Here is a 25,151-nt window from a genome sequence, read left to right as displayed (position 1 = left end):
TTTTCGCCAAGCCAGCAAGATGATCGTCCCGATAGGCAGGACCTATAGCCTGTTTCATCGCACTGGCTGCGACCAGGCTCACCCGCGTGCTAATCTCCCTTCGAATTCTTGACCCAGGAGCCGCCATGACCGCCACCGAGATACTTCAGCGCCTCGTGGGCTTTGCTACCGTATCGCGAGATTCCAACCTGGCCCTGATCGAGTGGATCGAGGCCTGGCTCGACGATCATGGCGTCGAGCATTGGCGCATCGAAAGCGACGATAGCCGCAAGGCCAACCTGCTGGCCCGCATCGGGCCGGCGGTGGAAGGTGGCGTGGTGCTTTCCGGCCACACCGATGTAGTGCCGGTGGATGGCCAGCCGTGGTCGAGCGATCCCTTCGTTCTGCGCGACGGCAACGATGGCCGCCTCTACGGGCGTGGCACCTGCGACATGAAGGGCTTCATCGCCTGCGCCCTGGCGGAGGTGCCCCGCTGGGTGACGATGACACTGGAAAGGCCGCTGTGGCTGGCCTTCTCCTACGACGAGGAAGTGGGCTGCGTCGGCGCGCCACGCATGATCGAGCGTTTGATGGCCGATCACCCTCGCCCCTCGACGGTGATCGTCGGCGAGCCGACACTGATGCAGCCGGTGGTGGCTCAGAAGGGGGCGACCAACCTGCGCACCACGGTCACCGGCCGCGAGGCCCACTCGAGCCAAGTCTATCAAGGCGTCTCGGCCATCCACGTGGCGGCCCGGCTGGTGACCAAGATCGAGGACGTCATGCGCGAACTCAAGGCCGAGGGGCGCGTCGACGAAGCCTTCAACGTGGTCCATTCCAGCCTGCACGTGGGGCGGATCGAAGGCGGCACGGCGATCAACATCATGGCCCGCCAATGCACCTTCGAGTGGGAGATTCGTCACCTGCCGAGCGACGAGATCGAGGAGCTGCGCGGCCGCGTTGATGCCTATGCCGCCGAGCTGGAGGCCGAAATGCAACGGACCGCGCCGGAGACCGGCATCGTGACCGAGGCGCTGAACGTCACCGTGCCCGCCCTGGCCGACCGCGACAACGACGAGGTGCTGGGACTCTGCCGTGCCTTGCTGGGCAGCGAGGTCGAGGCGTCGGCCGTGGCCTATGCCACCGAGGCCGGCCAGTTCCAGCGCCAGGGGCTGTCCACCCTCATCTGCGGTCCCGGCAGCATCAGCCAGGCCCACCAACCGGACGAATACATCGAGTGCGAGCAACTGGCAGCGGGCGAGCGCTTCATGACGGCATTGGGCGAACGCCTGTCGACCCGTTCGACAGCATAATGCCCTGCCCCTCAAGGCGAGAGATACCGGCAATGCCCTTGCCGAGCGGATAGCGCCGGCCGATCAATCGGCGTTCTCTTCCTCGCGCATGACCTGCTCCTGCAACAGACGTTCGTCCGGGGCGCCGGCAGCGGCCTTGCGGCGTTGGCGATGGAGATCGCGCAATCCACTGAGCAGCATGGCAGCGACGATCATGCCGCCGCCCACGAAGGCCAGTGGCGGCGGCACCTCGCCCAGCCACCACCAGACCAGCAGGGCTCCGACCAGTGTCTCCAGCAGCATCACGAGGCTGACTTCGGCGCCGGGCAGATAGCGCGGCCCGGTCTGGATCAGGAAGTAGGCCGCCGGCAGGAACAACGCCAGCAGTGCCAGGCGCTGCACGTCCTCGGGCGGCGGTGGTTGCGCGCCTCCCAGCAATACCGCCGGCACCAGCATCGCCAGGCATCCCAGCGGCAGCACGACGGTGGTGTCCACCCCGCGCTGGCGGTCGCCGCGCTGAACACTTGCCACCGTGGTATTCACGGCAATGGAGATGGGCACGAACAAGGCTATCGCCAGTCCCAGCGGGCTTCCTTGGCCAATCTCGCCTGCCGCCATCAGGCAGGCCCCGGTCACGCACACGGCGATCACCACCCAGGTCTGGCGACGCAGACGCTGGCCGAAGACGATCATGCCGATCAGCCCCGCCACCAGCGGTGCCAGGTTCATCATCACCAGCACGTTGCCGGCAGCGGTCAGGCGCGCCGCGCAGACGAAGGCCCAGGCGCTGCCGGCAAACGCCAGCGGACACCACCAGGCTGCAGCCCCACAGGCACGAATGGCATCCGGCAGACGCGCACGATAGCGCAGGGCGGCGATGACCAGCAGCACGCTCCCCAACAACAGGCCGCGCCAGAACATGAAGGTCGCCACCTCGGCCTGGGTATCCTTGATCAACAGAGCGTCCGGCGACAGCAGCAACACACCGGTCATGGTGATCAGATACCCCCGCAAGCGGAATGGCAGTCGCTTCCACATGGCAGGTTCCTCAGCGTTGTTCGTCGTTTCGTTGCAAGGGGGCCTAAAAGCAGGCAGGCCGGGGAGATTCCCCGGCCTGCCTGGATGCTTCTCATCGGCCGCCCTTGAGCGGCACGGTGGTCAGGCTCGTTCGCGACGAGCCGCCCCGTCATCGCGTTGGCGACGCGGCGCGCGATCCTCGCTGATCTCCAGCGGACGACCGCCAACCCGGGCCCGTGCCATCTTGGCCAGAATGCTGGAAGGCAAGCCGCTCGGCAACTCGACGACGGAAAATGCATTGCGGATGTCGATCCGACCAATCCGGTTACCCTCGATGCCCCCTTCATTGGCCAGGGCACCGACCAATTGGCCAGGCTTGATGCCATCCTTGTGGCCCACGGCGACGCGATAGCGCGTCATGCCTTCGGTGGGACCGCGCTCACGACGCGGCGCCTTCCCTTCGCGTCCTTCGCGCGGTGCACGCTCCTTGCGCGGTGCCTGCAGGCGACCGATGGGCGCTTCATCGGCGCGCGCCAGGGCGGCGAAGGCGCAGGCCAGCTCGACCGGATCATGGCCTTCCTCGATCAGACGCTCGACCAGCTCACGCTGGGTATCGGCATCCTTGGTCAGCGAGCCGACCACGCGCTGCTGGAAGACGGCATCGCGATGTGCGCGGATGGCCGACTCGTCGGGCAGTTCCATGTCTTCCATCTTGCGGCCGGTGGCACGCTCGAGCCAGCCGACCTTGCGGCCTTCACGGTTGCCGGCAAAGGTGATGGCGATCCCATCGCGACCGGCACGACCGGTCCGGCCGATACGGTGGGTATAGGCTTCGGCATCCTGCGGCAGGTCATAGTTGATGACGTGCGTGATGCGCGGCACGTCCAGGCCTCGCGCCGCCACGTCGGTGGCGATCAGCACATCGATCTTGCCGCGCTTGAGACGCGTGATGGTGCGCTCGCGCAGGCTCTGGTCCAGGTCGCCCGACAGGCTCGCCACATTCAGGCCACGCGCCGAGAGTTGCTCCATCAAGGTGGTGCAGGCCGCTCGCGTCCGCACGAAGACGATCGCCGCGTCGACGGGTTCGACCTCGAGGATGCGTGCCAGGGCTTCCAGCTTGGCGCCGCCATCGATGCGCACCCGGCGCTGTTCGATGTTGTCGCCGCTGGAGGCGCGCGATTCGATGGTTACCTTGACCGGCTCCACCAGGTACTGATTGACGATGCGCTCGATCTCGGTGGGTAGCGTCGCGGAGAAGAACACGCGCTGGGCGTCCACGGGGGTATCGGCTACCACGCGCTTGACGTCGTCGATGAAGCCCATGCGCAGCATCTCGTCGGCCTCGTCCAGCACCAGGGCGGAGAGACCGCCGAGCTTGAGGCTACCGCGATCCAGGTGATCGATGATCCGACCGGGCGTGCCGACCACGACCTGAGCGCCTCGGCGCAATGCCTGAAGCTGGTCGCGGTATTCCATGCCACCGCACAGGGTCGCCACTTCCAGGCCCTTGAGATTCTGGCCGTACTTGGAGAAGGACGCGGCAACCTGCTGCGCCAGCTCGCGGGTCGGCGCCAGTACCAGCACCTGGGGTTCGCGTCGCTCGAGTTCGAGGCGCGAGAGAATCGGCAAGGCAAAGGCAGCCGTCTTGCCGGTACCGGTCTGGGCCTGGCCCAGCATGTCGCGGCCTTCCAGCAGAGCCGGAATGGTCTGTGCCTGGATCGGTGACGGCGTTTCGTAACCGAGCGTCTCAATGGCGGAGAGAACGGCGGGCAGCAGGGCCAGATCGCCGAAACTCGGCGAGGCGACGGAAGTCGAGGTCATGAATCACACCTTGGTAGGCCGGGATCACCGGCAAGAAACATCAGTCATGGCGTCCCGTACACCTGGCGTACAGTCAAGGTCCCGAACATTGCGGGAGTCTCAAGCGGAGTCGGGGACGCCGGTCGCACCTAGCATCCGATGCTTGCCCGCCGGCTTGGCGAGCACATCGTGGCGACCGTCTGCGCCGAATTCGCCCTGGTGGCGAACTCTCGTCGGCGCTCCATCTACACAGTTCAAACGCGTTGGGCCTCGGCCCGGCGTTGTCGACCACCGCGTTCACGTCGGTGAACGGGTCGCGTCGTCATGATGGTGGGGTCAGCACATGCGAGGAGCGCGCATGCTACCATTGTCGCACCACCCTGGCCAGTCCTTTCCTCGAGGTCCTCCGATATGCCCAACCTTTGGGTCGATGCCGACGCTTGCCCCCGAATCGCCCGCGAGATCATCGTGCGCGCCGCCGAGCGGACCGCCACGCCGACCACCTTCGTGGCCAACCATCAGATCCCCCTGCCGCCATCGAAGTGGGTCAAGGGGCTGACGGTGAGTCATGGCTTCGATGCCGCCGATGACGAAATCGTCGACCGTCTCGCCGAGCAGGATCTGGTCATCACCTCCGACCTGCCCCTGGCCATGGCGGCCATCGAACGCGGCGCCAGCGTCATGACCAGCCGGGGGGAAGCCCTGAACGAGAGCAACATCCGCGCCCGGGTCCAGATGCGGGATTTCATGGAGACGTTGAGGGCCAGCGGTGAGCACACCGGTGGCCCCAAGGGCTATTCGGACGTGGACCGACGGGAATTCGCCAACGCCCTGGACCGCTGGCTGGCACGTAACACAAGCTGAGAGCGCGGCGTCAGCCGCGCTGGCGTATCCCCTGCCCCGGCAAGCGTTCACGATCGTGAGGCCGCTCCAGGTCCAGCACTGGTCCGGCGGGAACGATGCGCGTCGGATTGATGTTGCCGTGGCTGACATAGTAATGACGCTTGATGTGGTCGATGTTCACCGTCTCGGCGATACCCGGCCACTGATAGAGCTCGCGCAGGTAGTGGGACAGGTTCGGGTAGTCCTCCAGACGGCGCAGGTTGCACTTGAAGTGCCCGTGATAGACCGCGTCGAAGCGCACCAGGGTGGTGAACAAGCGAATGTCCGCCTCGGTCAGCCACTCGCCGGCCAGATAACGTTGCTCGGCGAGACGCGCCTCGAGACGATCCAGTGCCTGGAACAGCGCATCCACGTGCTTCTCGTAGACCGACTGCTCGGTAGCGAAGCCCGCCTTGTAGACGCCATTGTTGACGTGATCATAGACATCGGCATTGACGGCATCGATGGTCCCGCGCAGGTCCTCGGGATACAGGTCCAGGCGATTGCCGGTCAGGTCGTCGAAGGCGCCGTTGAACATGCGCACCAGTTCCGCCGACTCGTTGTTGACGATGCGTTTCTCATGCTTGTCCCACAGCACCGGCACGGTCACGCGGCCGGTATAGTGGGGATCGGTCAGGGTATAGAGTTGATGATGGAATTCGACACCGTTGAGCGAGTCGCCACTCGATCCCTCGTCGCGATGATAGCTCCAGCCCTGATCCAGCATCAGCGGGCTGGTCACGGACACGTCGATCGATGACGTCAACCCCTTGAGACGACGCATGATCAGAGTGCGATGCGCCCAGGGACATGCCAGCGACACATAAAGGTGATAACGCCCCGCCTCGGCGGGCAAGCCGGTCTGCCCATCCGGGCCGGGACCGCCGTCGGCGGTCACCCAGTCGCGCAGCTTGGCGGATTCACGCACGAATTCCCCACCATGCTGCTTGGTGTCGTACCACTGGTCATGCCAGCGCCCCTCGATCAGCAGGCCCATGTCGCCGCTCCTTTTCCTGTCAGGCTATGCTGCCAGCTTATGCCGAAAAACTTGGCGCTCAAGCGCAGTTTTTGGCGGCATTCATTCGATTTTATCGATCCTGAAGGGCGTGCGGCTTCATGTCGGGAGCCATACGAGACGGGGCGCCGAGTGCAGCCAAAATCAGCCTTGCCTTCTCGCATCCGGGCAGACCGCCACTTCATCCCGCAAATGCTGCGCCATGGCATGCGTTGCCGGGCCTGCACGGTCGCGATCGCGATGGATCAGCTGCATGGGCGCTTCACGCGTGCCACCGGCCGACAATGGCAGTGGCTTGAGCCGACCACTTGCCAATGACGCCTCGATCAACGTCTCCGGTACCCAGGCGAATCCCAGATTGCGTTCGAGCATGTCGATGGAGGTACTGAGATGACTGACCGTCCAGCGCTGCTCGGCCTTCAGCCACCCCGCATCCAGCGACTGGCGCTGCGCGGAATCTCTCACCACCAGTTGGCGATGCTGCTCCAGGTCACGCAGATCCAGCACACGCTCCAGCTTGTGCAGGGGATGCTCGGGATGCGCCACAGCGACGAAACGCACCGAGACCAGCGGCTCACCCAGAAAGCCCTGGGCGGCAAGTCCTGAAATGATCAGGTCGGCCGAGCCGTCATACAGCATCTCGACGCCACCGTTGAGCACCGATTCGTGAAGCTGCACGCGCACATGGGGATAGTCACGAGAGAAGGCCTCCATGGCGCGCGCCAGGACATCGGGAGGAAAGATCTGATCGACGCTGAGCACGATCTCGGCCTCCAGCCCTTCGCCGAGCCGCTCGGCGACATCTTCCAGGGCCTCGGCGCCCTCCAGGAGCTGACGAGCACGGCGCAGCAACAGCTCGCCTGCCTCGGTCAGGCGCACCTGCCGCCCCACCGGCTCCAACACTTCAACGCCGAGCTGCTCCTCAAGCTTGTGGACCGCATGATTGAGCGTGGAAGGACTCTTGTGGATCGCCTCGGCGGCACGGGCGAAGCCCCCATGATCGACCACGGCAGCAAGCATCTGCCATTGCGCAAGCGTGACACGCGACATTTTCGATTCCCTCGAACATACAACCCAAATATATGCGCTTAATTTTCGAAAATATCGGACTAGAATGCCACCCATACCCTCCACTACCGAGGAGATTCCTTCATGAACATGCCCATTCAGCGACCAGTGACCCGCCGCCAGCGCGGCCAGGCCAGCCGTGACGGCGATGGCGTCGATATCCTGCGTCTGCACGATTTCGGCGGTGGCCTGGATCCCTTTCTGATGCTCGACGAACTCGTCGCCTCCCCGGGAGACGATGACATCGGCGGCTTCCCGCCCCACCCGCATCGCGGCATCCAGACGCTCACCTATGTGGTGCATGGTGGCCTGCGCCATGAGGACCATCTTGGCCACCACAGCAGCATCGGTGCCGGCGGTGCCCAGTGGATGCATACCGGCCACGGCATTATCCATGGCGAAACGCCTTTCACCGATGCCGAAGGGCTCCACGCGTTCCAGCTATGGATCAACCTGCCGGCCCACGACAAGCTGAGCGAGCCCACCTATCGCGACGTGAGTCCCGACGAAATGCCTCGCCACCGGGCACCTGGCGTGGAATTGATCGCCTTGGGCGGCACTTGGAGAACCTCGGGCGGCGACACGCTCGAAGGGCCTCTCGACGCCCTGGCCGGCCAAGGTGCCATGGCGCACCTGCGCCTCGACGCCGGGGCCTCCCTGTCGCTCGAGAACCATGCCACACGGTTGCTGGCATTCGTTTTCGACGGCAGCCTGACGGCCAATGGCGACACCCTCGCGCGCGGCGAACTTGCCAGCTTCGGCCCGGGCGACATCCTGACGCTGCACGGCATCGACAAGGCCCAGGTGCTGCTGCTCGCCGGCGAACCCCATCAGGAGCCAATCGCTCACCATGGCCCTTTCGTGATGAATCACACACACGAGCTGGAGCAGGCCATGCGCGACTATCGTGATGGAACCCTGACGCATTCACCAAACGAACAGGGGCTTGCCAACGGCCAATAAGGCATGGCATTGTCGCCTTTAGCAAACAGCGTTCGATTTCCCTTTGCATCGCTCGCCCCGCTTGGTGACGGGGCGGGACGGCCGACTACTGTATGAATGTATAGACTAGGCACTCCCCGTTTCATGGGGTATGGTTCTCATGCCTATTTATATGTCATTTACGTTTATTCATTCAGTCACGACGGCCCAATTTCATGATGCGAATCCTTCATTCGCTGCCCCGCACGCACAAGTTACTATTGTTACCCGTTGCCACCATGGTCACCGTGCTGGGCGCTCACAAGATCGTCTCCACCCTGGAAGACTCCCGATACGAGCATGACACGACCCAGACCGATACAATGCTCGTCCCTCTCGAACCTAACATCAGTCCTGGCGTTCCTTCTCTTGCCCTGGATCGCGACCCTGTCTCCGAAGCGATCGACGTCGCCTCGCGCGCCGTGGACGCCACTCGCGAACACGTTCCGCTCTCGCAGTTGACCGCCAGTGAAGTCGTCGACATCGACTTCATCGACGCCGCCCAGGCCGGTCGCGATGCCGTCGTCTCGGCCACCGATACGCCAGCGACCAGCCCGTTGTCCCCCAGCGACGACAGCGCCCGCCACATCGCCGTCGTGCTCGGCACCGTGGCCAGCGGCATGCTGGCATCCGACAAGCGCCTCATGGCCGATGCCACCTCCTACGAGGATATCAGCGAAGACGAGCTCGAACTGTTCGATGAAGGCCCGATCATTCTCGAGGAAGAAATCGCCGCCAACGAACCCTTCGTGCCCGAATGGCGCACCTATACCGTCCGGTCCGGCGACACTTTCACGGCTCTGGCACAGGATCGTTTCGGGATGGGGTATCGCGAGGTCATGGCCCTGCTGGACAAGATGCCCGAGCCCGAATTGCTGACCCGATGGAACGTCGGCAAACGCTTCGAATATCAGCTCGATGCCGAGGGAAAACTCGCGGCATTGCGTATCATGAGCAACCCGCGTGACGGCTATCTGGTCAAGCGCGACGCCGACGACACCGAGATATCGACCATCGAACGTGCCGGAGAAGCGACCCAGCGCATGTTCGCCGGCACCGTCAGCGGCAGCTTCGCCCGCTCGGCACAGGCTACCGGCCTGACCAGCGCCGAGGTGGCCGAGCTCTCCCAGGTGCTGGAAAAGAAACTCGACTTTCGCCGCGACACCCGTCGCGGCGATCGTTTCGAAGTGCTGGTGGAATCCGATATCATCGACGGCCAGAGCCTTGACCCGCGCATCCTGGCGGTCAAGTACGATGGCTCGCGCATGGACCTGACACTGCTCCGCAACCCGCAGGACAACCAGTTCTACACGCCGGATGGCGTCAGCCTCGATCCTTCGTTCAATCGTTACCCGTTCGACGGTCAGTATCGGATCAGCTCCCCCTTCAATCCCCAACGCCATCACCCCGTGACCGGTCGCATCAGCCCCCACAAGGGCACCGACTTCGCCATGCCCGTCGGTACGGCGGTGAAGGCGCCGGCCAACGGTCGCGTCGAGAAGGTCGGCAACCATCCGGCCGCGGGCCGTTACATCGTCATTCGCCACGACAACGGCTACAAGACGCGCTACCTGCATCTCTCGAAGCCGCTGGTCAGTCGCGGGGATCGCGTCACCATGGGTGAACGCATCGCCCTGTCCGGCAATACCGGACGCAGTACGGGGCCACACCTGCACTATGAAGTCCTGGTCAACAACAACCAGGTCAATGCCATGAAGGTCGCGCTGCCCGAAGGCGGTAGCCTGAGCGGTGAGGCACTGGCCAGCTTCAAGCATCAGACGGAACCGGTGCTCGCCGCCCTGGAGAGCGGTCAGACCGGTACGGTCGTGGCCAGCACACAGCCCTCTGACGGCGAGGATGGCGACGAGGACGACGAAAGCTGACGAACGCGCCCCGCCTAGGGCCGCGACGCCCCATCCCCACCCTCGGGATGGGGCGTCGTCGTTTCCGAGACACCGATACCATCCAGCTCCGCCAGCCGCCGCTCCAGGAACGCCCGTTCAGGCTGTTGCTCGCTGAGATCCAGCGCCCGTTGATAAGCGCATCGGGCTCGCTCATCGTCACCGAGCCGGCGGCACAGGTCAGCCCGTGCGGCATGGGCCAATCGATAATCGACCAGCTCGCCTCGAGCCAGTAACGCATCGACCAGGAACAGGCCAGCTTCGGGCCCATCGCGCATGGCGACGGCCACGGCCCGATTGAGCTCAACGATCGGCGATGGCGAGGCTTGAGCCAGCACATCATAGAGCCCGACGATGCGCGCCCAGTCGGTTTGTTCGGCACTGGCCGCGCCGGCATGCACTGCCGCAATGGCGGCCTGCAGGGTGTAGCCCCCCACTTCTCCGGTGGCGAAAGCGCGCCCGATCAGTGCCCGCCCTTCGGCAATCATGTCCCGATCCCAGAGACGTCGATCCTGATCGGCGAGCAATACCGGCTCGCCGGCCATGCTGGTACGCGACCCGCGACGCGCCTCATGCAACAGCATCAGCGCCAGCAATCCCATGACTTCGGGATCCGGCAACAAGCCCAACAGCAGCCGCCCCAGGCGTACACCTTCCTCGGCCAGCTCGCCGCGAGTTGCCCGCTCCCCCATTGAAGCGGCATAGCCTTCGTTGAACACCAGGTAGATCACGCTCAACACACTTTCCAGGCGCTCCGACAGCTCGGTGGCCTCGGGCACTTGATAGGGAATGCCGGCGTCCCGGATCTTGGCCTTGGCCCGCACGATGCGCTGCGCCACGGTAGCCGGCCGGGTCAGAAAGGCGTGGGCGATCTGCTCGGTGGTCAGGCCACAGACTTCGCGAAGGGTCAGCGCCACCTGAGCAGACGCCGTCAAGGCGGGATGACAACAGGTGAAGATCAGCCGTAACCGATCGTCTTCCACGGCCTCGACGTCGGCAGGATCTCCCATGCCTCGAGGCGCCTCATCGAGCCGCTCGGCCAGTGTATCCAGCGACGCATCGAAGCGGGCCCGTCGACGCAGCCGGTCGATGGCCTTGAAACGCCCGGCCGTCACCAGCCAGGCACGCGGGTTGTCGGGGATTCCTTCTCGCGGCCATTGATCCACCGCGGCCATGAAAGCGTCGTGCAGTGCTTCCTCGGCGAGATCGAAATCCCCCAGATACCGGATCAGGGTCGCCAAGACACGACGAGACTCGTGCCGGTACGTGCGCTCGACCAGGGCATGCACCTGGGCGCTCATGTCCACCTCCGGCCTTTTCGTGTTGCCTCGCGTCGCGGGGTTTGGCGATCGCCAGGCATCCGGATCATCGAACCGATTCATGCCAACGCCCCACGACGGGACATCACTCGGCGTTGGCGCCGCTTGATCAGCGTAGGAAAGCGTCGTCGTTACGGCAAAGTTCGCCGTGGGTCGGTCGCCGCACCTCGCTCTGACGAAAGCCTCGGAGACTTTCTGTCAGGCTGCCCGCTATCGGGAATCCGTCTCGCAGTTGATCATCCAGGGCGTGCCGAAGCGGTCGACCAGCATGCCGAAACGTATGGCCCAATGGGTCTGCTGCAGCGGCATGCCGACCTCGCCTCCGGCCGACAGGATGCCGAACAGGCGCTCGGCCTTCTCAATGCCATCGACGTGCACGGCAACCGAAAATCCCTGCGGCGTCTTCATGTAACTCGGCGGACAGTCCGAGCCCATCAGGATCCAGTCATCCGCCACCAGACGGGCATGCATGATCTTGTCGGGCGCAAAGGAGATCTCGCCATCGCACTGCGGGCCATCGCCATAACGTTCCATCGCCTCGATGCGACCGCCGAAGCACTCGGCATAGAAGGTGAACGCGGCCTCACAGTCGCCATCGAACATCAGATAGGGATTCATGTGCATGTCATGCCCTCCTCATCCACGCTTGCCGGCTGCCACGGGCCGTGCCGGCACATCCAGCTGGCGTACCGGCCGCACCTCGATGCTGCCCACCCGCGCCGCCGGAATCCCGGCCGCGATGGTCAGCGCCTCGTTCAGGTCCCGAGCCTCCACCATGTAGAAGCCTGCCAGTTGCTCCTTGGTCTCAGCGAAGGGGCCATCGGTCACGGTCGTCTTGCCGGTGCGCACACGCACGGTCGTCGCGGTCTGTACCGGAGCCAGCGCCTCGCCGGCAATCAGGCGCCCGCTTTCCTGAACGCTCTCGGCATAGGCCAGGCATTCCTCGTCCCTTGGACTCTCCGGCAAGCTGTGCAGGAGCTCCTCATCGCTGTAGACCAGACACAGATATTTCATGCTGTTCTCTCCATTCTTGATGGTCGTCCAGCCTTGAGTCGTCTGGCGGGGCCAGGAATCGACATATGGCACCACGCACTGCAGGCAACCTGCTCACCCTGGCTTACGTCGCTACCGCATGCCCCGGAACGTCTCGATCACATGGCCGGCCAGTACCTCCGTGGCTTCCCCCGACAGGCCCGAACGCAGCAACAGCACGTGATAATCGCCCAGCGGCGGAAGTCCCGACTCGTCTCCCAGAATGCTCAAGGGCGCCCGGACCAGGCTGCGCGGCAGCGGGGCCACGGCCAGATCCGCCAGCAGTGCCGCCTCCTGTCCTGCGCAGTTCTCGCTGATATAGGCGATGCGATACGCCAGGCCGCTTTCATCCAGCGCCGACAAGGCCATACGTCGCCAGGCACAGCCATGATTGGCCATCGCCAGCGGCAGCGGCGAGCGCTCCAGCGCCACGCCGCCTTCTCGCCCCACCCAGACCAGAGGCTCGGTATGCACGACCTCGCCGCGATCGGCGGGAAATCCCTCGTTTCCCGCCGTGGCCAGCACCAGATCGAGCTCGCCCTTATCCAGGCGCTCCAGCAGATCGATGCTGCGGCCCACCATGACATCCACCTGCACGGCAGGATGCGAACGCGCGAACTGCGACAGCACCCGGGGAAGGATGCGTGACCCCACATCATCGGGGGTGCCGAAGCGCACCGTGCCTTCCAGGGAGGGCGTCAGAAACTGCGTCACCGCTTCCTCGTTGAGTCGCAGCAGGCGGCGGCTGTATCCCAGCAGCATCTCCCCCTCGGGCGTCAACCGCACCTGACGCGCCTCGCGTACGAACAAGGACTGACCCAGCGTCTCCTCGAGACGCTTGATCTGCATGCTGAGCGCGGATGGCGTACGGAAGACCTGATTGGCCGCCCGCGTGAAGCTGCCGCTCTCGGCGATGGCGACGAAGGAACGCAGCACGTCAGTATCGAGCAGTGGCAAGGCCGTGGGATGCGAGGGAGCGGAAGCGGTGTCCATGGCATATCACCTTTCAGAATTTCTGAATCGTGAATGTAGACCTTTTCGCTGGATTGAACAAACACTCCGCACCATCCTGAGCACCGAGGTCGCGACCCTGGAGTCTTTCCATCGACCCTGCCCCTGCGGGGCACACGAACGAGAGATGCTGTCATGAACGCTTACAACACACCGCGTCCCACATCGCAATGCCGTGGCACAGGTCATGAATCCGGCGTCGCGGACACGAGACAGGTCAGGAGCGGCGTCCGGTCACGCAACCAGTTCCCGGCGTTGTACATGCCGGCCATGCCCCCGCTGGGGCTGATCGATAGCCTGGAGCGCTGGATCGTCGCGCGAGTGCGTCAATGGCAGCGCCGTCGGCATTTCCGACGCCAGGCCGTCAATTTACTGGCCTACGACGACCGGATACTGGCCGATCTCGGCCTCGACCGCGGCGAGATCGAGCGAGCCTCGCGCCAGTCGCTCGATGAAGATGTCCGTCAGGCATTGAGCGGCCGCCGGGCACGCCACCCCACCGACTCGGCATGAAGAGAAAGGAGCGCGCGGGTTCGGCCGCCTCCGTCGATCCCGCGTCATCACATGCCCCGCGTCAAGCACTCGGCCCGGTGCTCTCCCGCACCACCAGCTCGAAGGGCATGATGCAGTGCTGGTCTGCGGCCTCGTCCCGCTCATCGATGACATCGAGCAGCAAGGAGACGGCCACACGGCCGAAATCCTCGGCCGGCTGGGCAATGGTCGTCAGGGAAGGATCGCAGAAGGATGCAAAGGCGATATCGTCGAACCCCGCCACCGAGATGTCCTCGGGCACCCGCAGTCCCGCCTCCCTGATGCGCCGCAAGGCGCCCATGGCCATTTCGTCGTTCTCGCAAAAGATCGCCGTGGGCGGCTCGGATTGCGACAACAGATCACCGGCCGCCCGATGCCCCGAACGCAACGTGAAATCACCCGGGCACCACAGGCTCTCGTCCGGCGCCAGACCGGCAGCCGCCAGGGCATCCTGAAAGCCCAGCAGACGGTCCCGGGTCAAGGGGCTGTTACGCGGCCCCTTGATCATGCCGATGCGACGATGCCCCAGACTCAGCAGATGCTCGGTCACCGCTCGCGCGGCGGCTCGGTTGTCGAGCTTGACGGTAGGACACGGCGCCTCATCCAGCACTTCGCAGGCATTCACCATCGGGGGCCGTGCCTCGGCGCTCGATGCACCGAAGGGGTCGTAGGCCCGCAATTGGATGAGGCCATCGGCCTGGCGAGTCGACACCATGCCCGCGTAGGCCCGCTCGGCGCGCTCGTCACCGAGGGTGTTGCACAGCAGAATACCGTAACCGCGACGCTGTGCCGCTTCCTGGATACCGCCGATCACCCGGGCAAAGAAGGTATTGGCAATGGTCGGCACCAGCACCACCAGATTGCGGGTTCGCTGCGACCGGAACTGCACTGCCATGAGGTTCGGTCGATAGCCGGCCTGCTCGACGGCGGCCAGCACCCTGTCGCGCGTTCCCGGCGACACGATGTCGGGCGTCTTCAAGGTACGCGACACCGTTGCCACCGACACACCGGCCAGCTCGGCCACCTTGCGTATGTTGGTCATGCCTGGCTAGAAACCTCCTCGATCACGTCTTACTCCTCGGTGTCGCCATGCGGGCCAGTCTACTGCATCGTCGCCACGAGCTCATCGTTGCCTCCAGTCTCTTCCCTGCGACCTAGGTCTCATTGATTCCGCACGGCTCGCCGACTAGCTTTCAACGAAATGTAACCGGTTACATCAAAGCATCAACCGGGTCGACACACAATCTCAGGCAGCAATCCTGCGGAGGACGAATGGCAACAACGAAACGGCGCGTGCGAATGGGCATGATCGGTGGTGGCGAAGGCGCCTTCATCGGCCGAGTGCATCGCCTGGCCGCCGCCCTGGACGGCGAGCTGGATCTGGTCTGCGCGAGCTTCAGTCGCGACCCCGACAACAACGCGCGTACCGGTGAGGCCTGCGGACTAGCGCCACGACGCCTCTATCCCGACTGGCAGGCCCTGATCGACGGCGAGCGGCAGCTCCCGGAAGACGAACGCATGGACGTGTTGGTCGTGGTCACGCCCAATCACCTGCACGTCCCCATCAGCCAGGCCGCGCTCGAGGCAGGGTTCCATGTCTTCTGCGAGAAGCCCGCCGCCACCACCCTGGCGGAAGCGCGCCAGCTCGCCGCCACGCTCGATGCCGGCGACCGTCTCTACGGCCTCGCCCATACCTATCTCGGCTATCCCATGGTCTGGCAGGCTCGCCGCCTGGTGCGCGATGGCGAGCTTGGCGGCCTGCGCAAGATCCACGTCGAATATCCTCAGGGCTGGCTGGGCACCAACCTCGAAGGCACCGGCAACAAGCAGGCCGGGTGGCGTACCGACCCGGACATCGCAGGCGCCAGCGGCTGCATGGCCGACATCGGCACTCATGCCTTCGGTCTCGCCGAGTTCATATCGGGACACCGAGTCAGCGAACTCTGCGCCTCCCTCGGCATCCACGGTGAGCAGCGACGCCTGGACGATGACGGCGACGCCCTGTTCCGCACCGCAGAGGGCGCCAGCGGCACCCTGATGGCCAGCCAGGTCTGCACCGGCGAAGAGAATGCCCTGAAGATCCGCCTGTATGGCGATCGCGGTGCGCTGGAATGGCAGCAGATGGACCCCAACACCCTGGTGCAGCGGCGCCTTGACGAACCCATGCGCGTGCTGCGCGCGGGCATCGACCAGCCCGGTCTGGCCCCGGAAGCCCTCGAGCGTCTGCGCCTGCCCGGCGGGCACCCGGAAGGTTATCTGGAGGCCCTGGCCAACCTCTATCGCGATTTCGCCGACGCCATCCGGCGCGGCGAGCGTGGAGCGGCCAAGGGCGTGCCCGGCATGGCCGAGGGCCTGCGCGGCATGGCCTTCATCGACGCCCTACTGAGAAGCCAGGCCAGCACCGCCAAGTGGACATCGCTCGACAATGCCTCTCGCCGGGATGACACGGAGACCGCGACATGACGAATACGCTCGCCCATGGCATCAAGGGGCCGGCCCTCTTTCTCGCCCAGTTTCTCGATGATCGGCCGCCTTTCGACGATCTCGACTCGATCACGCGCTGGGCCGCCTCGCTGGGATATCGCGGCGTACAGATGCCGACGGTGGACCCGCGCCTGATCGATCTCGAGCTCGCCGCCGACAGCCAGGATTACTGCGATGAACTGACCGGCCGCTGCGCCGAGGCCGGCGTGGCAATCAGCGAGCTTTCCACCCATCTGCAAGGGCAACTGGTGACGGTGCATCCTGCCTTCGACGAGCTCTTCGACGGCTTCGCCCCCGCTCACCTGCAAGGCCGACCCGAGGCACGGCGCCAATGGGCAGAGGAACAGCTCAAGCTTGCGGCTCGTGCCAGTCGCCGCCTGGGACTGAACGCGCACGGCACCTTCTCCGGCGCGTTGCTATGGCCCTACGTCTATCCCTGGCCGCAACGACCGGCAGGGCTGGTCGAGGAAGGCTTCGCCGAACTGGCCCGTCGCTGGCGACCGATCCTCGATGCCTTCGACGCGCAAGGCGTCGATCTGTGCTTCGAGATTCATCCTGGCGAGGATCTGCACGACGGTGCCACCTTCGAGCGCTTCCTGGACGCCGTGGACCATCATCCCCGGGCAAAGATTCTCTTCGATCCCAGCCACATGGTACTGCAGCAACTCGACTACCTGGGCTTCATCGACCGCTACCACGAGCGTATCGGCATGTTCCACGTCAAGGACGCGGAGTTCACGCCTGATGCCCGCAGCGGGGTCTATGGCGGATATCAAGGATGGGTCGATCGCCCCGGTCGCTTCCGCTCGCTGGGCGATGGCCAGGTCGACTTCAAGAGCATCTTCTCGCGGCTCACTCAGTACGGTTTCGACGGCTGGGCGGTACTCGAGTGGGAATGCTGCCTCAAGGACGCCGCCCAGGGCGCCGCCGAGGGTGCTCCCTTCATCGCCCGACACTTGATCCAGCGCACCGACAAGGCCTTCGACGACTTTGCCGGCACCGGTTCGGATCCTCAGCGCAACCGGCGTCTGCTGGGGCTCGGCGACACGAACTGATACCCACCACCACACAACAACCGGGGGTTCACCATGCTAAGCACGCGGCTCAGCATCATGATGTTTCTGCAGTTCTTCATATGGGGCGGCTGGTTCGTCACCCTGGGCACCTTTCTCGCCCAGACGCTGGACGCGACCGGAGGCCAGATCGGCATGGCCTTCTCGACCCAGTCATGGGGCGCCATCATCGCGCCCTTCATCATCGGTCTGATCGCCGATCGCTACTTCAACGCCGAGCGCATCCTCGCCCTGCTGCACCTGGCCGGGGCCGCCTTGATGTTCAGCCTGTATCGCTCCCAGGACTTTGCGTCCTTCTATCCGCTGGTCCTGGTCTACATGATTCTCTACATGCCGACCCTGGCACTGGTGAACTCGGTCTCCTTCCGTCAGATGCGCGACCCGTCGCGCGAATTCGCCAAGATCCGGGTCTGGGGCACCATCGGCTGGATTCTGGCCGGTCTGGCGATCAGCTACCTGTTCTCCTGGGATGGTGCCGAGGCCATCGCCGATGGCGCCCTGCGCAATACCTTCCTGATGTGTGCCATCGCCTCGCTGGTACTGGGCATCTACTGCTTTACCCTGCCGGCCACGCCCCCCAAGGCAGAGACCCGCAAAGGCGGCCTGAAGGAAATGCTCGGTCTCGATGCCCTACAGCTGCTCAAGGACCGCAACTACGCGATCTTCTTTGTCGCCTCGGTGCTGATCTGCATTCCGCTGGCCTTCTACTATCAGAACGCCAATCCCTTCCTGGCGGAAATCGGCGTGGCCAATCCCACCGGCAAGATGACTCTGGGCCAGATCTCGGAAGTGCTGTTCATGCTGCTGTTGCCGATATTCATCCATCGCTTCGGCATCAAGATCACCCTGATCGTCGGCATGCTGGCCTGGGCGGTACGGTATGCCCTCTTCGCCTTCGGCGATGCCGGCGCAGGGGTCTACATGTTGCTGATCGGCATTGCCTTGCACGGCGTCTGCTACGATTTCTTCTTCGTCTCGGGACAGATCTACACCGATGCCCGTGCCGGGGAGCGCTTCCAGAGCTCTGCCCAGGGCATGATCACCCTGGCCACCTACGGGGTCGGCATGCTGATCGGCTTCTGGGTCGCCGGCCTGGTCACCGACCACTACGTCACTGCCGGTGGTCACGACTGGCAGGGCATCTGGCTGTTCCCCGCCCTCTTCGCCCTCGCCGTCCTGCTGCTCTTCCTGTTGGCCTTCAAGGACAAGGACGCCGCCAGCACGAAGGCCGAGGCAAGCCGCACCTGAACATGTCCGGTCAGTTCGTCGGCACCATACCGGCGAGCTGACCGGCATCCGTCACAACGTCACCGGTCGATCCAGCGCCTCGATCAAGGCATCGTCACGATCGTAGATGTCCGGCCGGAAGGACAGTTCGCCATCGGGCTCGGGTTGCACGGTCCAGTAGTGCAGCACCACCGGCACATGATGTTCCAGCAGCACGTTGCGTGTCTTGCCGTCGGCAATCAGGCGACGGACATCGAACGAGGTGCCGGTATCGTCGAACAGCAACTGCGCCAGTTCGAGTACGTCTTCCACGCGAATGCAACCGGAACTGAGTGCCCGCTGTGAGCGACTGAAGAGCCCACGCGATGGCGTATCGTGCAGGTAGACCATGTGGTCGTTGGGGAAACGCACCACCAGTTGCCCGAGGGGATTGCTCGGCCCGGCCTTCTGACGCAGCATCACTCCACCGGGGTTCGACCAGTCGATGCTCTCAGGATCCAGTTCCTTCCCTGAAGGGCTCAGCACCGAAAGGTTCTTGGTCGCCAGATAGCCGAGATCGCGACGTACCTTGGGCAATACATCCTCGCGCATGATGGTCGGTGGCACCGTCCAGGTCGGATTGATGGTCAGATGGGTGATTTCGGAGCGCAACGACGGCGTTCGCCGATAGGGTTGCCCCACCACGATCCTGGCCCGCCAGGTATCGCCGTTGGGACGAAAATAACGCAGGTCATAGCCGGCGATATCGACCAGCACGAAAGATTCCGGCAGCCCGTGAAGCAACCATCGGGCACGCTCCATGTTGGCGCGAATCTGATCGATGCGTTGGTCGACGCTCATGTTCAAGGCCTTGAGCGTACGCGGCCCCACCACGCCATCGTCGGCCAGCAGGTGGTGACGTTGAAAGCGTCGCACGGCCTCGACCAGAGCCTCGTCATAGACCTCCGGTTCGGGAGCCTGCAACTCGATGGCCGGATAATATCCTTCGTCGGCGGCCCACAGCTGATCATTGCCGATCGCCGCCAGACGCTCGCGCAATGCAGCCACCTCCGTGCCCGTGTCACCTGGGCGCAGCGGGTCCTCGACGTTCATCAATGCTGGCCAGCCGCCCTGACGCTCGATCTCCCGATAATGGGCCAGACCCTCGCGCAACTGCTCATAGGGTTCATAGGGCGGGCGCGCCAGGTCGATCGCCGCAGGCACGTCGCCTTCGTCCAGCTCCCGCGAAATGGCAGCCAAATCGAGAGAAGGCGGCTCGATGGTCAGGTCCCAGTCGTCATTGATGCGCTGCGGGTCGACCTTGCCACGCTGCAGGTGCGTCAGGGCGGCCAGCAGGGTACGGCTGGCCTGCAGCTCGAAGCGAGCTCGCACATCGTCGTCGGCGCCTTCCCTGAGCGCCGCTCTGGACGCCGCCCGCAGCTCGTCAGGGCGATAGTCACTCGGCGAAAGGCCATCGGCATCCAGCGTCTTCAGCGACTCGACCAGGGCGTCCACGATCTCGGCATCCCGCCAGATGGGACGGTCACCACGCACCGCATAGAGATTGCGCAGTCGAGAGGAGGCCTCGGCCAGTTGTTCCTCCAGCGCCTGGTCGCCCTGCGGTGCCCCCGGGGCATCCGACTGGGCCATGACAGGCCCCGCCAGTGCCAGCCAGATCCCCAGACACCAAGCGGTGCGCTGGCAGCGTGTATACCGAATCTCGGTAGCGAACATGACGTGACCTCCCTGCGAATCGTCGACAAAATTGGCCATCCAGGCCAGTATCGTCATAATAATGCCAGATGGCGCACGATGGAAAAGCGCCACGGGAAATACGAACTGGACTCCGAACGATCACAATGGATCGATACCGGTCCTGAATATCATTCGACGGGAACTCGCAGGATGCTACATTGCAAGCTCCGCCGTTTGGTCGGCTTATTCCTGACCGGCGCCTTGACGTTGCTCGCCTCTCCGCTCCAGGCAGGGGATTTCATGGTTCGGGCCTTCACGCCCCAGCAACTCGACCAGCCTCCCCTGGCTCAACAGCTTGCCCGCATGGCCCCTCACGCCAACCCCGGCGTGCTCCATCTAGCGGCCCGGGCCCTGAACTGCGCCGATCCCGGCGCCGACCGCCTGGCGGTGATCGATTTCTCGCTGCCCTCCACCGAACCCAGGCTCTGGGTCTTCGACCTGCGCCGTGATCAGCTCATGTTTCGCGAACTGGTCTCACACGGGCAAGGCTCCGGCGACAACATGGCCACGGCCTTCTCCAATATTCCCGAGAGCCACCAGTCCAGCATAGGACTGTTTCGTACCCTCAACAGCTATGAGGGCCGCAATGGTTATTCCTTGCGCCTCAAGGGACTCGAGCCGGGGGTCAACGACCTGGCCTACGAGCGCACCATCGTGATGCACGGCGCCGACTATGTCAGCGAGGAGTTCATCGAGAAGGTCGGCCGACTGGGCCGCAGTCACGGCTGCCCGGCGGTACGCGAAGAAGTCGCCGTACCGCTGATCAACAGCCTCAAGGATCATCAGTATCTGTTCACCTACTATCCTGATCGGGAGTGGCTTAGCCAATCCACCTACCTGCGCTGCCCCGGCGGCGACTCCCGCCTCGCCTTGCAGTGATGCCACAGCCCCGCCTTCCGGCACCACGGCGGGGCGCCGCCTCGCTTTCGCGCACCGCCATGTATCGCCACGTCTCTCTTCAGCGGCCTATTCCTGCCCATCTTTTGCTATAGGTGACTGAATATAAACGCCATGTAAAATCATGGCAGGCCATGTGCTTGACCAGCTTCCAAGCAGCGGTGGACGTGGACCAGGCCCCTCGCGGTACGAGTGCGTCGAACCCGACCTTCAATGATGAAGGCCCGGCTCGTGTTGTTCGACCATCACTCGACGAGGCTCTCCATGGAAATCCGCAACAAGGCCAACAGGATTCGCCTGTTCACCCTCAAGACACCGCAGATGCGCGCCTTCCACTTCTCGTGGTTCGCCTTCCACATCTGTTTTTTCGGCTGGTTCGGCATCGCCCCGCTGATGGCAGTGGTCCGCGATGACCTCGGCCTGACCAAGACCCAGATAGGCAATACCATCATCGCCTCGGTAGCCATCACCGTGATCGTGCGACTGGCCATCGGAGTGCTCTGCGACCGCATCGGCCCGCGCCGTGCCTACACCTGGCTGCTGTGCCTGGGGTCCCTGCCGGTGATGAGCATCGCGCTGGTCGACAGTTTCGAAGCCTTCTTCCTCGCCCGACTGGCCATCGGCGCCATCGGTGCCTCCTTCGTGATCACCCAGTACCACACATCGATCATGTTCGCCCCCAATGTGGTCGGCACCGCCAATGCCACCTCGGCAGGCTGGGGCAACCTGGGCGGCGGTACCACCCAGATCCTGATGCCGTTGATCTTCTCCGGCCTGCTGATGCTCGGCGTCAACGAGGCCCTGGGCTGGCGTCTGGCCATGGTGGTGCCCGGCGTGGTGCTGTTCCTCTGCGGTATCGCCTATTACGTTTTTACCCAGGATGCCCCCGACGGCAATTTCGACGAACTTCGCGCACGTGGCGAACTGCCGCCGGCCAGCGGGGATCATGGCATGGGCCGCAGTTTCGTCACTGCTGCCAAGGACATCCGCGTCTGGGCATTGTTCGTGGTCTACGCCGCCTGCTTCGGGGTCGAGCTGACCATCCACAACATCGCCGCCATCTATTACTTCGACAACTTCGACCTGACCCTGGCCACTGCCGGCCTGATCGCCGGGCTGTTCGGCCTGATGAACCTCTTCGCCCGCACCCTGGGCGGCGTCTTCTCCGACCTGTTCGCCCGCAACGGTGGCCTGAAGGGGCGGGTTCGCTGGCTGTTCATCGCCATGCTCTGCGAAGGCGTGGCCCTGATGTTCTTCTCGCAGATGCAGGTCCTGGCGCTGGCCATCGCCATCATGCTGGTGTTCAGCCTCTTCGTACAGATGGCCGAGGGCGCCACCTTCGGCATCGTGCCCTTCGTCAACAAGAAGGCGCTGGGCGCCGTGGCCGGTATCGTCGGCGCGGGTGGCAACGCCGGGGCCGTGGCGGCCGGCTTCCTGTTTCGTTCAGAATCGCTCTCCTACCAGCAGGGGCTCTTCTATCTCGGCGTCGCCGTGGTGATTGCCGCCCTCTGTACTCTGGTGGTGCGCTTCTCCCCCGAGGTCGAGGCCGAAGAGACCGCCGCCTATCGCGACGCCGCCGACAACAACGGCTCCGGCGCCCTCTCGCTGCGCTGATAGCGCCCTTTCCGGATACGCCCTCGCTGCAGCAACGCACCGGGGGCGTTTTATGCTTTCCAGGCAACATATCGCTCGGGGCTGATCCGTCGACAAGCCTGCGAGGAGGCGCTGTAAATACCTCCCTGTACGCTACCGACGCCTTCCCTGGCGTCGGACCTCCTCTTCGGCTTGTCCCCGGCGCCCCTCGTCAAACCCAACGATAATATCCCCGCTCTCGTACGTTGCAGAGCCACTCATATACGCCCATGCTGGAACCTGCACAGTGCGACGGCATCTCGCCGTCTCCATCCAATGTGAAAGGAGCCTGAAATGACGATCGCCATCGGTGACCGCATTCCCGACATCACCCTCAAGACCAACGGCGAGCAAGGACCGGAGGACATCGCCACCGGCGAGCTGTTCGCCGGCAAGCGCGTGGTGCTGTTCGCGGTGCCGGGCGCCTTCACCCCCGGCTGCTCCAACACGCACATGCCGGGTTTCGTGGTCAACGCCGACAAGCTGCTCGACAAGGTGGATGTCGTGGCCTGCATGGCCGTCAACGACGCCTTCGTGATGGATGCCTGGCAGAAGGACCAGAACGCCGAGCGCATCACCATGCTGGCCGATGGCAACGCCGAGTTCGCCCGCGCCCTGGGCCTGGAGATGGATGCCAGCGCGGGCGGCATGGGCACGCGCAGCAAGCGCTTTGCCCTGATCGCCAATGACGGCGTGGTGGAATACCTCGGCGTCGACGCCAAGGGCGTGGAGCAGAGCAGTGCCGAAACGGTCCTGGCACAGCTCTGAGAGAACGTAGCAACATCATGATGGCCGACACTCGGCCACCAAGGAGATGACCATGAACGATGCCATGACCCTGCGCGGCAGTTGTCTGTGCGGCGCCGTGACGCTCTCCGTCGAGGCCGAGCGCCAGAATGTCGCCGCCTGCCATTGCCAGATGTGCCGCACCTGGGGCGGCGGCCCGTTGCTTGCCATGGAATCGGTCGGCCGTGCGACCCTCGAGGGCGAGGATCACGTCAACATCTATGCCTCCTCGGACTGGGCGGAACGCGGTTTCTGCCGACACTGCGGCACTCACCTGTTCTACCGGCTCAAGACCGGCGAGCACTATGCCGTACCGGTAGGCCTGGTCGACACCGGAGAGGCCTGGACCTTCGACTCGCAGATCTTCATCGACGAGAAGCCTGGTTGGTACCACTTCGGCAACGCCACCCAGGATCTCACCGGCCAGCAGGTCTTCGAGGCCTTTCAGGCCGACCAGGAGTAAGGGGCTCGCCACCTCTCGAGCGGGGAATTCCCCGCTCGATCCCATCGAGCATTCACGGCTATCGGGAACCTCTACCCTGACCGAGCGACGCGCAGGAACACATCGCTTCCATTGAACCAAAGGAGATCGCCATGCACCTTCTGGTCAACATCGATGTGCCGGAACTGGGTCCCGCCGTCGACTTCTATCACGATGCCCTGGGCCTGACGCTCGACCGCTTCCTCGATGACGATGTCGCCGAACTGTCCGGGACCTCATCGAGGCTCTATCTGCTGCAGAATGCAGCCGATACTCCCTCCTCATCGCCAGGATCGATGCCCCGCCACTACAGGCGGCACTAGACACCGGTGCACCTCGACTGCGTGGTGGAAGATCTGGAGACTGCGGTACGGCGTGCGGAACGCGCCGGTGCCCGACGGGAGAGTGAATGTCGCGAGTGGCGCGGGTCACGCTGCATCAGCTTTTCCGACCCTTTCGAACATGGCTTCTGCCTGATCGAGTTTACCAAGGGTGCCTACATCTGAGACTTTTCCCATCGCCACCTCATGATCGGCACGCCAGAGCATGCGAGACTGTAGGCATCACATACCCGGCGACCCACGCTCATGACACCGAGAAAATACATCGAAGACGATGAACCTCGGGTAGCAGCCCTCTGGCGGGCCAGCTTTCCCGACTATACCGGCTACAATACGCCCGAAGCCGTGCTACGCGCCAAACGACTGGTGGATGACCACATCTATGTCATCGAGGATGATGGCGAGATCATTGCGACCTGCATGGCAGGCTACGATGGCCATCGTGGCTGGCTGTACTCCGTCGCGGTGGCAGATTCACGACAAGGAGAAGGCCTCGGCAGGCGCATGGTCGAGTTCGCCATCGAGCGATTGCGCGAACTCGGCTGCGTCAAGGTCAACCTGCAGATACGAGGTGGCAATGAGGAGGTAGCGGACTTCTACCGCCGCCTTGGCTTCGACACCGAGGACCGGATCAGCATGGGACTGATCCTCACCCCCTGACACAAAAC

At 64.0% G+C, this 25,151-nt stretch carries 25 protein-coding genes; 15 read left to right on the top strand and 10 right to left on the bottom strand.

Annotated features, from left to right (window positions below; all coding sequences use genetic code 11):
- The first annotated feature begins 125 nt into the window (after positions 1 to 125).
- On the top strand, positions 126 to 1,292 hold the full coding sequence (gene argE, locus A9O65_RS09655) for an acetylornithine deacetylase (protein WP_064698025.1): 1,167 nt from the start codon (positions 126 to 128) through the stop codon (positions 1,290 to 1,292).
- Between the two features lie 63 nt (positions 1,293 to 1,355).
- On the opposite strand, the gene A9O65_RS09650 is transcribed toward argE, so the two are convergent.
- Positions 1,356 to 2,309 carry a DMT family transporter gene (locus A9O65_RS09650; protein ID WP_064702000.1) on the bottom strand — a complete coding sequence of 318 codons (954 nt, stop codon included), beginning with the start codon at positions 2,307 to 2,309 and terminating at the stop codon, positions 1,356 to 1,358.
- Positions 2,310 to 2,429: 120 nt separating this feature from the next.
- Positions 2,430 to 4,109 (bottom strand): DEAD/DEAH box helicase, encoded by a 1,680-nt coding sequence (locus A9O65_RS09645; protein ID WP_064701999.1) that lies wholly within the window; start codon positions 4,107 to 4,109, stop codon positions 2,430 to 2,432.
- Positions 4,110 to 4,499: 390 nt separating this feature from the next.
- Between A9O65_RS09645 and A9O65_RS09640 the strand changes: the two genes are divergently transcribed.
- Positions 4,500 to 4,952 carry a YaiI/YqxD family protein gene (locus tag A9O65_RS09640; RefSeq protein ID WP_064698022.1) on the top strand — a complete coding sequence of 151 codons (453 nt, stop codon included), beginning with the start codon at positions 4,500 to 4,502 and terminating at the stop codon, positions 4,950 to 4,952.
- 10 nt (positions 4,953 to 4,962) lie between these two features.
- On the opposite strand, the gene A9O65_RS09635 is transcribed toward A9O65_RS09640, so the two are convergent.
- Both A9O65_RS09635 and A9O65_RS09630 read right to left on the bottom strand, forming a co-directional pair.
- Positions 4,963 to 5,967, bottom strand: a complete 1,005-nt coding sequence (locus A9O65_RS09635) for a glutathione S-transferase family protein (RefSeq protein WP_064698021.1) — start codon at positions 5,965 to 5,967, stop codon at positions 4,963 to 4,965.
- A 162-nt stretch (positions 5,968 to 6,129) separates the two neighbouring features.
- Positions 6,130 to 7,035, bottom strand: a complete 906-nt coding sequence (locus tag A9O65_RS09630) for a LysR family transcriptional regulator (protein ID WP_064698020.1) — start codon at positions 7,033 to 7,035, stop codon at positions 6,130 to 6,132.
- Between the two features lie 102 nt (positions 7,036 to 7,137).
- Between A9O65_RS09630 and A9O65_RS09625 the strand changes: the two genes are divergently transcribed.
- Together A9O65_RS09625 and A9O65_RS09620 are read left to right on the top strand one after the other, a co-directional pair.
- Positions 7,138 to 8,016 (top strand): pirin family protein, encoded by an 879-nt coding sequence (locus A9O65_RS09625; RefSeq protein WP_064698019.1) that lies wholly within the window; start codon positions 7,138 to 7,140, stop codon positions 8,014 to 8,016.
- Between the two features lie 194 nt (positions 8,017 to 8,210).
- A complete protein-coding gene (locus A9O65_RS09620; RefSeq protein WP_064701998.1) occupies positions 8,211 to 9,917 on the top strand; it encodes a peptidoglycan DD-metalloendopeptidase family protein in 1,707 nt (568 codons plus the stop codon).
- A gap of 14 nt (positions 9,918 to 9,931) precedes the next feature.
- On the opposite strand, the gene A9O65_RS09615 is transcribed toward A9O65_RS09620, so the two are convergent.
- The 4 genes from A9O65_RS09615 to A9O65_RS09600 all read right to left on the bottom strand — a co-directional run bounded on the left by A9O65_RS09615 (position 9,932) and on the right by A9O65_RS09600 (position 13,279).
- A complete protein-coding gene (locus A9O65_RS09615; protein ID WP_082919903.1) occupies positions 9,932 to 11,236 on the bottom strand; it encodes an RNA polymerase sigma factor in 1,305 nt (434 codons plus the stop codon).
- Positions 11,237 to 11,464: 228 nt separating this feature from the next.
- The gene (locus A9O65_RS09610; RefSeq protein WP_064698016.1) at positions 11,465 to 11,878 is read right to left on the bottom strand and encodes a VOC family protein; all 414 of its coding nucleotides are present in this window, start codon (positions 11,876 to 11,878) and stop codon (positions 11,465 to 11,467) included.
- A gap of 12 nt (positions 11,879 to 11,890) precedes the next feature.
- On the bottom strand, positions 11,891 to 12,268 hold the full coding sequence (locus A9O65_RS09605) for a YciI family protein (RefSeq protein ID WP_064698015.1): 378 nt from the start codon (positions 12,266 to 12,268) through the stop codon (positions 11,891 to 11,893).
- A 111-nt stretch (positions 12,269 to 12,379) separates the two neighbouring features.
- A complete protein-coding gene (locus A9O65_RS09600; RefSeq protein ID WP_064701997.1) occupies positions 12,380 to 13,279 on the bottom strand; it encodes a LysR substrate-binding domain-containing protein in 900 nt (299 codons plus the stop codon).
- Positions 13,280 to 13,558: 279 nt separating this feature from the next.
- Between A9O65_RS09600 and A9O65_RS09595 the strand changes: the two genes are divergently transcribed.
- Entirely contained in the window at positions 13,559 to 13,810 is a 252-nt protein-coding gene (locus A9O65_RS09595) for a YjiS-like domain-containing protein (RefSeq protein WP_170862749.1), read from the top strand.
- A gap of 61 nt (positions 13,811 to 13,871) precedes the next feature.
- Here A9O65_RS09595 and A9O65_RS09590 read toward each other — a convergent pair whose 3' ends face one another.
- On the bottom strand, positions 13,872 to 14,870 hold the full coding sequence (locus A9O65_RS09590; protein WP_064698012.1) for a LacI family DNA-binding transcriptional regulator: 999 nt from the start codon (positions 14,868 to 14,870) through the stop codon (positions 13,872 to 13,874).
- 230 nt (positions 14,871 to 15,100) lie between these two features.
- Between A9O65_RS09590 and A9O65_RS09585 the strand changes: the two genes are divergently transcribed.
- The 3 genes from A9O65_RS09585 to A9O65_RS09575 are packed head-to-tail and all read left to right on the top strand — an operon-like array spanning position 15,101 to position 18,633.
- Complete coding sequence (locus A9O65_RS09585) at positions 15,101 to 16,291, top strand: Gfo/Idh/MocA family protein (protein WP_064698011.1); 1,191 nt, start codon at positions 15,101 to 15,103, stop codon at positions 16,289 to 16,291.
- On the top strand, positions 16,288 to 17,367 hold the full coding sequence (locus A9O65_RS09580; protein ID WP_064701996.1) for a sugar phosphate isomerase/epimerase family protein: 1,080 nt from the start codon (positions 16,288 to 16,290) through the stop codon (positions 17,365 to 17,367). The genes A9O65_RS09585 and A9O65_RS09580 overlap by 4 nt, the downstream gene beginning before the upstream one ends.
- Before the next feature lie 33 nt (positions 17,368 to 17,400).
- On the top strand, positions 17,401 to 18,633 hold the full coding sequence (locus A9O65_RS09575; RefSeq protein ID WP_064701995.1) for a nucleoside permease: 1,233 nt from the start codon (positions 17,401 to 17,403) through the stop codon (positions 18,631 to 18,633).
- A 51-nt stretch (positions 18,634 to 18,684) separates the two neighbouring features.
- Here A9O65_RS09575 and A9O65_RS09570 read toward each other — a convergent pair whose 3' ends face one another.
- Entirely contained in the window at positions 18,685 to 20,325 is a 1,641-nt protein-coding gene (locus tag A9O65_RS09570) for a L,D-transpeptidase family protein (RefSeq protein ID WP_064702058.1), read from the bottom strand.
- A gap of 171 nt (positions 20,326 to 20,496) precedes the next feature.
- Between A9O65_RS09570 and A9O65_RS09565 the strand changes: the two genes are divergently transcribed.
- From A9O65_RS09565 to A9O65_RS09540, 7 genes are all read left to right on the top strand, one after another.
- On the top strand, positions 20,497 to 21,225 hold the full coding sequence (locus tag A9O65_RS09565) for a murein L,D-transpeptidase catalytic domain family protein (RefSeq protein ID WP_064701994.1): 729 nt from the start codon (positions 20,497 to 20,499) through the stop codon (positions 21,223 to 21,225).
- A gap of 282 nt (positions 21,226 to 21,507) precedes the next feature.
- On the top strand, positions 21,508 to 22,857 hold the full coding sequence (locus A9O65_RS09560; protein WP_064701993.1) for an MFS transporter: 1,350 nt from the start codon (positions 21,508 to 21,510) through the stop codon (positions 22,855 to 22,857).
- 312 nt (positions 22,858 to 23,169) lie between these two features.
- On the top strand, positions 23,170 to 23,643 hold the full coding sequence (locus A9O65_RS09555) for a peroxiredoxin (protein WP_064698006.1): 474 nt from the start codon (positions 23,170 to 23,172) through the stop codon (positions 23,641 to 23,643).
- Positions 23,644 to 23,695: 52 nt separating this feature from the next.
- Complete coding sequence (locus A9O65_RS09550) at positions 23,696 to 24,124, top strand: GFA family protein (RefSeq protein ID WP_064701992.1); 429 nt, start codon at positions 23,696 to 23,698, stop codon at positions 24,122 to 24,124.
- Between the two features lie 131 nt (positions 24,125 to 24,255).
- The gene (locus A9O65_RS16980; RefSeq protein WP_082919901.1) at positions 24,256 to 24,465 is read left to right on the top strand and encodes a VOC family protein; all 210 of its coding nucleotides are present in this window, start codon (positions 24,256 to 24,258) and stop codon (positions 24,463 to 24,465) included.
- A 6-nt stretch (positions 24,466 to 24,471) separates the two neighbouring features.
- Positions 24,472 to 24,648: a VOC family protein gene (locus A9O65_RS17575; RefSeq protein ID WP_175473449.1), complete on the top strand. Its 177-nt coding sequence runs from the start codon at positions 24,472 to 24,474 to the stop codon at positions 24,646 to 24,648.
- An 81-nt stretch (positions 24,649 to 24,729) separates the two neighbouring features.
- Complete coding sequence (locus A9O65_RS09540; RefSeq protein WP_064698004.1) at positions 24,730 to 25,143, top strand: GNAT family N-acetyltransferase; 414 nt, start codon at positions 24,730 to 24,732, stop codon at positions 25,141 to 25,143.
- Positions 25,144 to 25,151 lie beyond the last annotated feature (8 nt).

It is taken from the genome of Halomonas caseinilytica (genome assembly GCF_001662305.1).
In the GTDB taxonomy this organism is placed as follows: domain Bacteria; phylum Pseudomonadota; class Gammaproteobacteria; order Pseudomonadales; family Halomonadaceae; genus Halomonas; species Halomonas caseinilytica.
This window is presented reverse-complemented; position numbering and strand designations above follow the sequence as displayed.

What these genes read in the sequence shown, in the direction of transcription:
- argE (WP_064698025.1), top strand. Translation starts at nt 126, where the DNA reads ATGACCGCCACCGAGATACTTCAGCGCCTCGTGGGCTTTGCTACCGTA.
- A9O65_RS09650 (WP_064702000.1), bottom strand. Translation starts at nt 2,309, where the DNA reads ATGTGGAAGCGACTGCCATTCCGCTTGCGGGGGTATCTGATCACCATG.
- A9O65_RS09645 (WP_064701999.1), bottom strand. Translation starts at nt 4,109, where the DNA reads ATGACCTCGACTTCCGTCGCCTCGCCGAGTTTCGGCGATCTGGCCCTG.
- A9O65_RS09640 (WP_064698022.1), top strand. Translation starts at nt 4,500, where the DNA reads ATGCCCAACCTTTGGGTCGATGCCGACGCTTGCCCCCGAATCGCCCGC.
- A9O65_RS09635 (WP_064698021.1), bottom strand. Translation starts at nt 5,967, where the DNA reads ATGGGCCTGCTGATCGAGGGGCGCTGGCATGACCAGTGGTACGACACC.
- A9O65_RS09630 (WP_064698020.1), bottom strand. Translation starts at nt 7,035, where the DNA reads ATGTCGCGTGTCACGCTTGCGCAATGGCAGATGCTTGCTGCCGTGGTC.
- A9O65_RS09625 (WP_064698019.1), top strand. Translation starts at nt 7,138, where the DNA reads ATGAACATGCCCATTCAGCGACCAGTGACCCGCCGCCAGCGCGGCCAG.
- A9O65_RS09620 (WP_064701998.1), top strand. Translation starts at nt 8,211, where the DNA reads ATGATGCGAATCCTTCATTCGCTGCCCCGCACGCACAAGTTACTATTG.
- A9O65_RS09615 (WP_082919903.1), bottom strand. Translation starts at nt 11,236, where the DNA reads ATGAGCGCCCAGGTGCATGCCCTGGTCGAGCGCACGTACCGGCACGAG.
- A9O65_RS09610 (WP_064698016.1), bottom strand. Translation starts at nt 11,878, where the DNA reads ATGCACATGAATCCCTATCTGATGTTCGATGGCGACTGTGAGGCCGCG.
- A9O65_RS09605 (WP_064698015.1), bottom strand. Translation starts at nt 12,268, where the DNA reads ATGAAATATCTGTGTCTGGTCTACAGCGATGAGGAGCTCCTGCACAGC.
- A9O65_RS09600 (WP_064701997.1), bottom strand. Translation starts at nt 13,279, where the DNA reads ATGGACACCGCTTCCGCTCCCTCGCATCCCACGGCCTTGCCACTGCTC.
- A9O65_RS09595 (WP_170862749.1), top strand. Translation starts at nt 13,559, where the DNA reads ATGCCGGCCATGCCCCCGCTGGGGCTGATCGATAGCCTGGAGCGCTGG.
- A9O65_RS09590 (WP_064698012.1), bottom strand. Translation starts at nt 14,870, where the DNA reads ATGACCAACATACGCAAGGTGGCCGAGCTGGCCGGTGTGTCGGTGGCA.
- A9O65_RS09585 (WP_064698011.1), top strand. Translation starts at nt 15,101, where the DNA reads ATGGCAACAACGAAACGGCGCGTGCGAATGGGCATGATCGGTGGTGGC.
- A9O65_RS09580 (WP_064701996.1), top strand. Translation starts at nt 16,288, where the DNA reads ATGACGAATACGCTCGCCCATGGCATCAAGGGGCCGGCCCTCTTTCTC.
- A9O65_RS09575 (WP_064701995.1), top strand. Translation starts at nt 17,401, where the DNA reads ATGCTAAGCACGCGGCTCAGCATCATGATGTTTCTGCAGTTCTTCATA.
- A9O65_RS09570 (WP_064702058.1), bottom strand. Translation starts at nt 20,325, where the DNA reads ATGTTCGCTACCGAGATTCGGTATACACGCTGCCAGCGCACCGCTTGG.
- A9O65_RS09565 (WP_064701994.1), top strand. Translation starts at nt 20,497, where the DNA reads ATGCTACATTGCAAGCTCCGCCGTTTGGTCGGCTTATTCCTGACCGGC.
- A9O65_RS09560 (WP_064701993.1), top strand. Translation starts at nt 21,508, where the DNA reads ATGGAAATCCGCAACAAGGCCAACAGGATTCGCCTGTTCACCCTCAAG.
- A9O65_RS09555 (WP_064698006.1), top strand. Translation starts at nt 23,170, where the DNA reads ATGACGATCGCCATCGGTGACCGCATTCCCGACATCACCCTCAAGACC.
- A9O65_RS09550 (WP_064701992.1), top strand. Translation starts at nt 23,696, where the DNA reads ATGAACGATGCCATGACCCTGCGCGGCAGTTGTCTGTGCGGCGCCGTG.
- A9O65_RS16980 (WP_082919901.1), top strand. Translation starts at nt 24,256, where the DNA reads ATGCACCTTCTGGTCAACATCGATGTGCCGGAACTGGGTCCCGCCGTC.
- A9O65_RS09540 (WP_064698004.1), top strand. Translation starts at nt 24,730, where the DNA reads ATGACACCGAGAAAATACATCGAAGACGATGAACCTCGGGTAGCAGCC.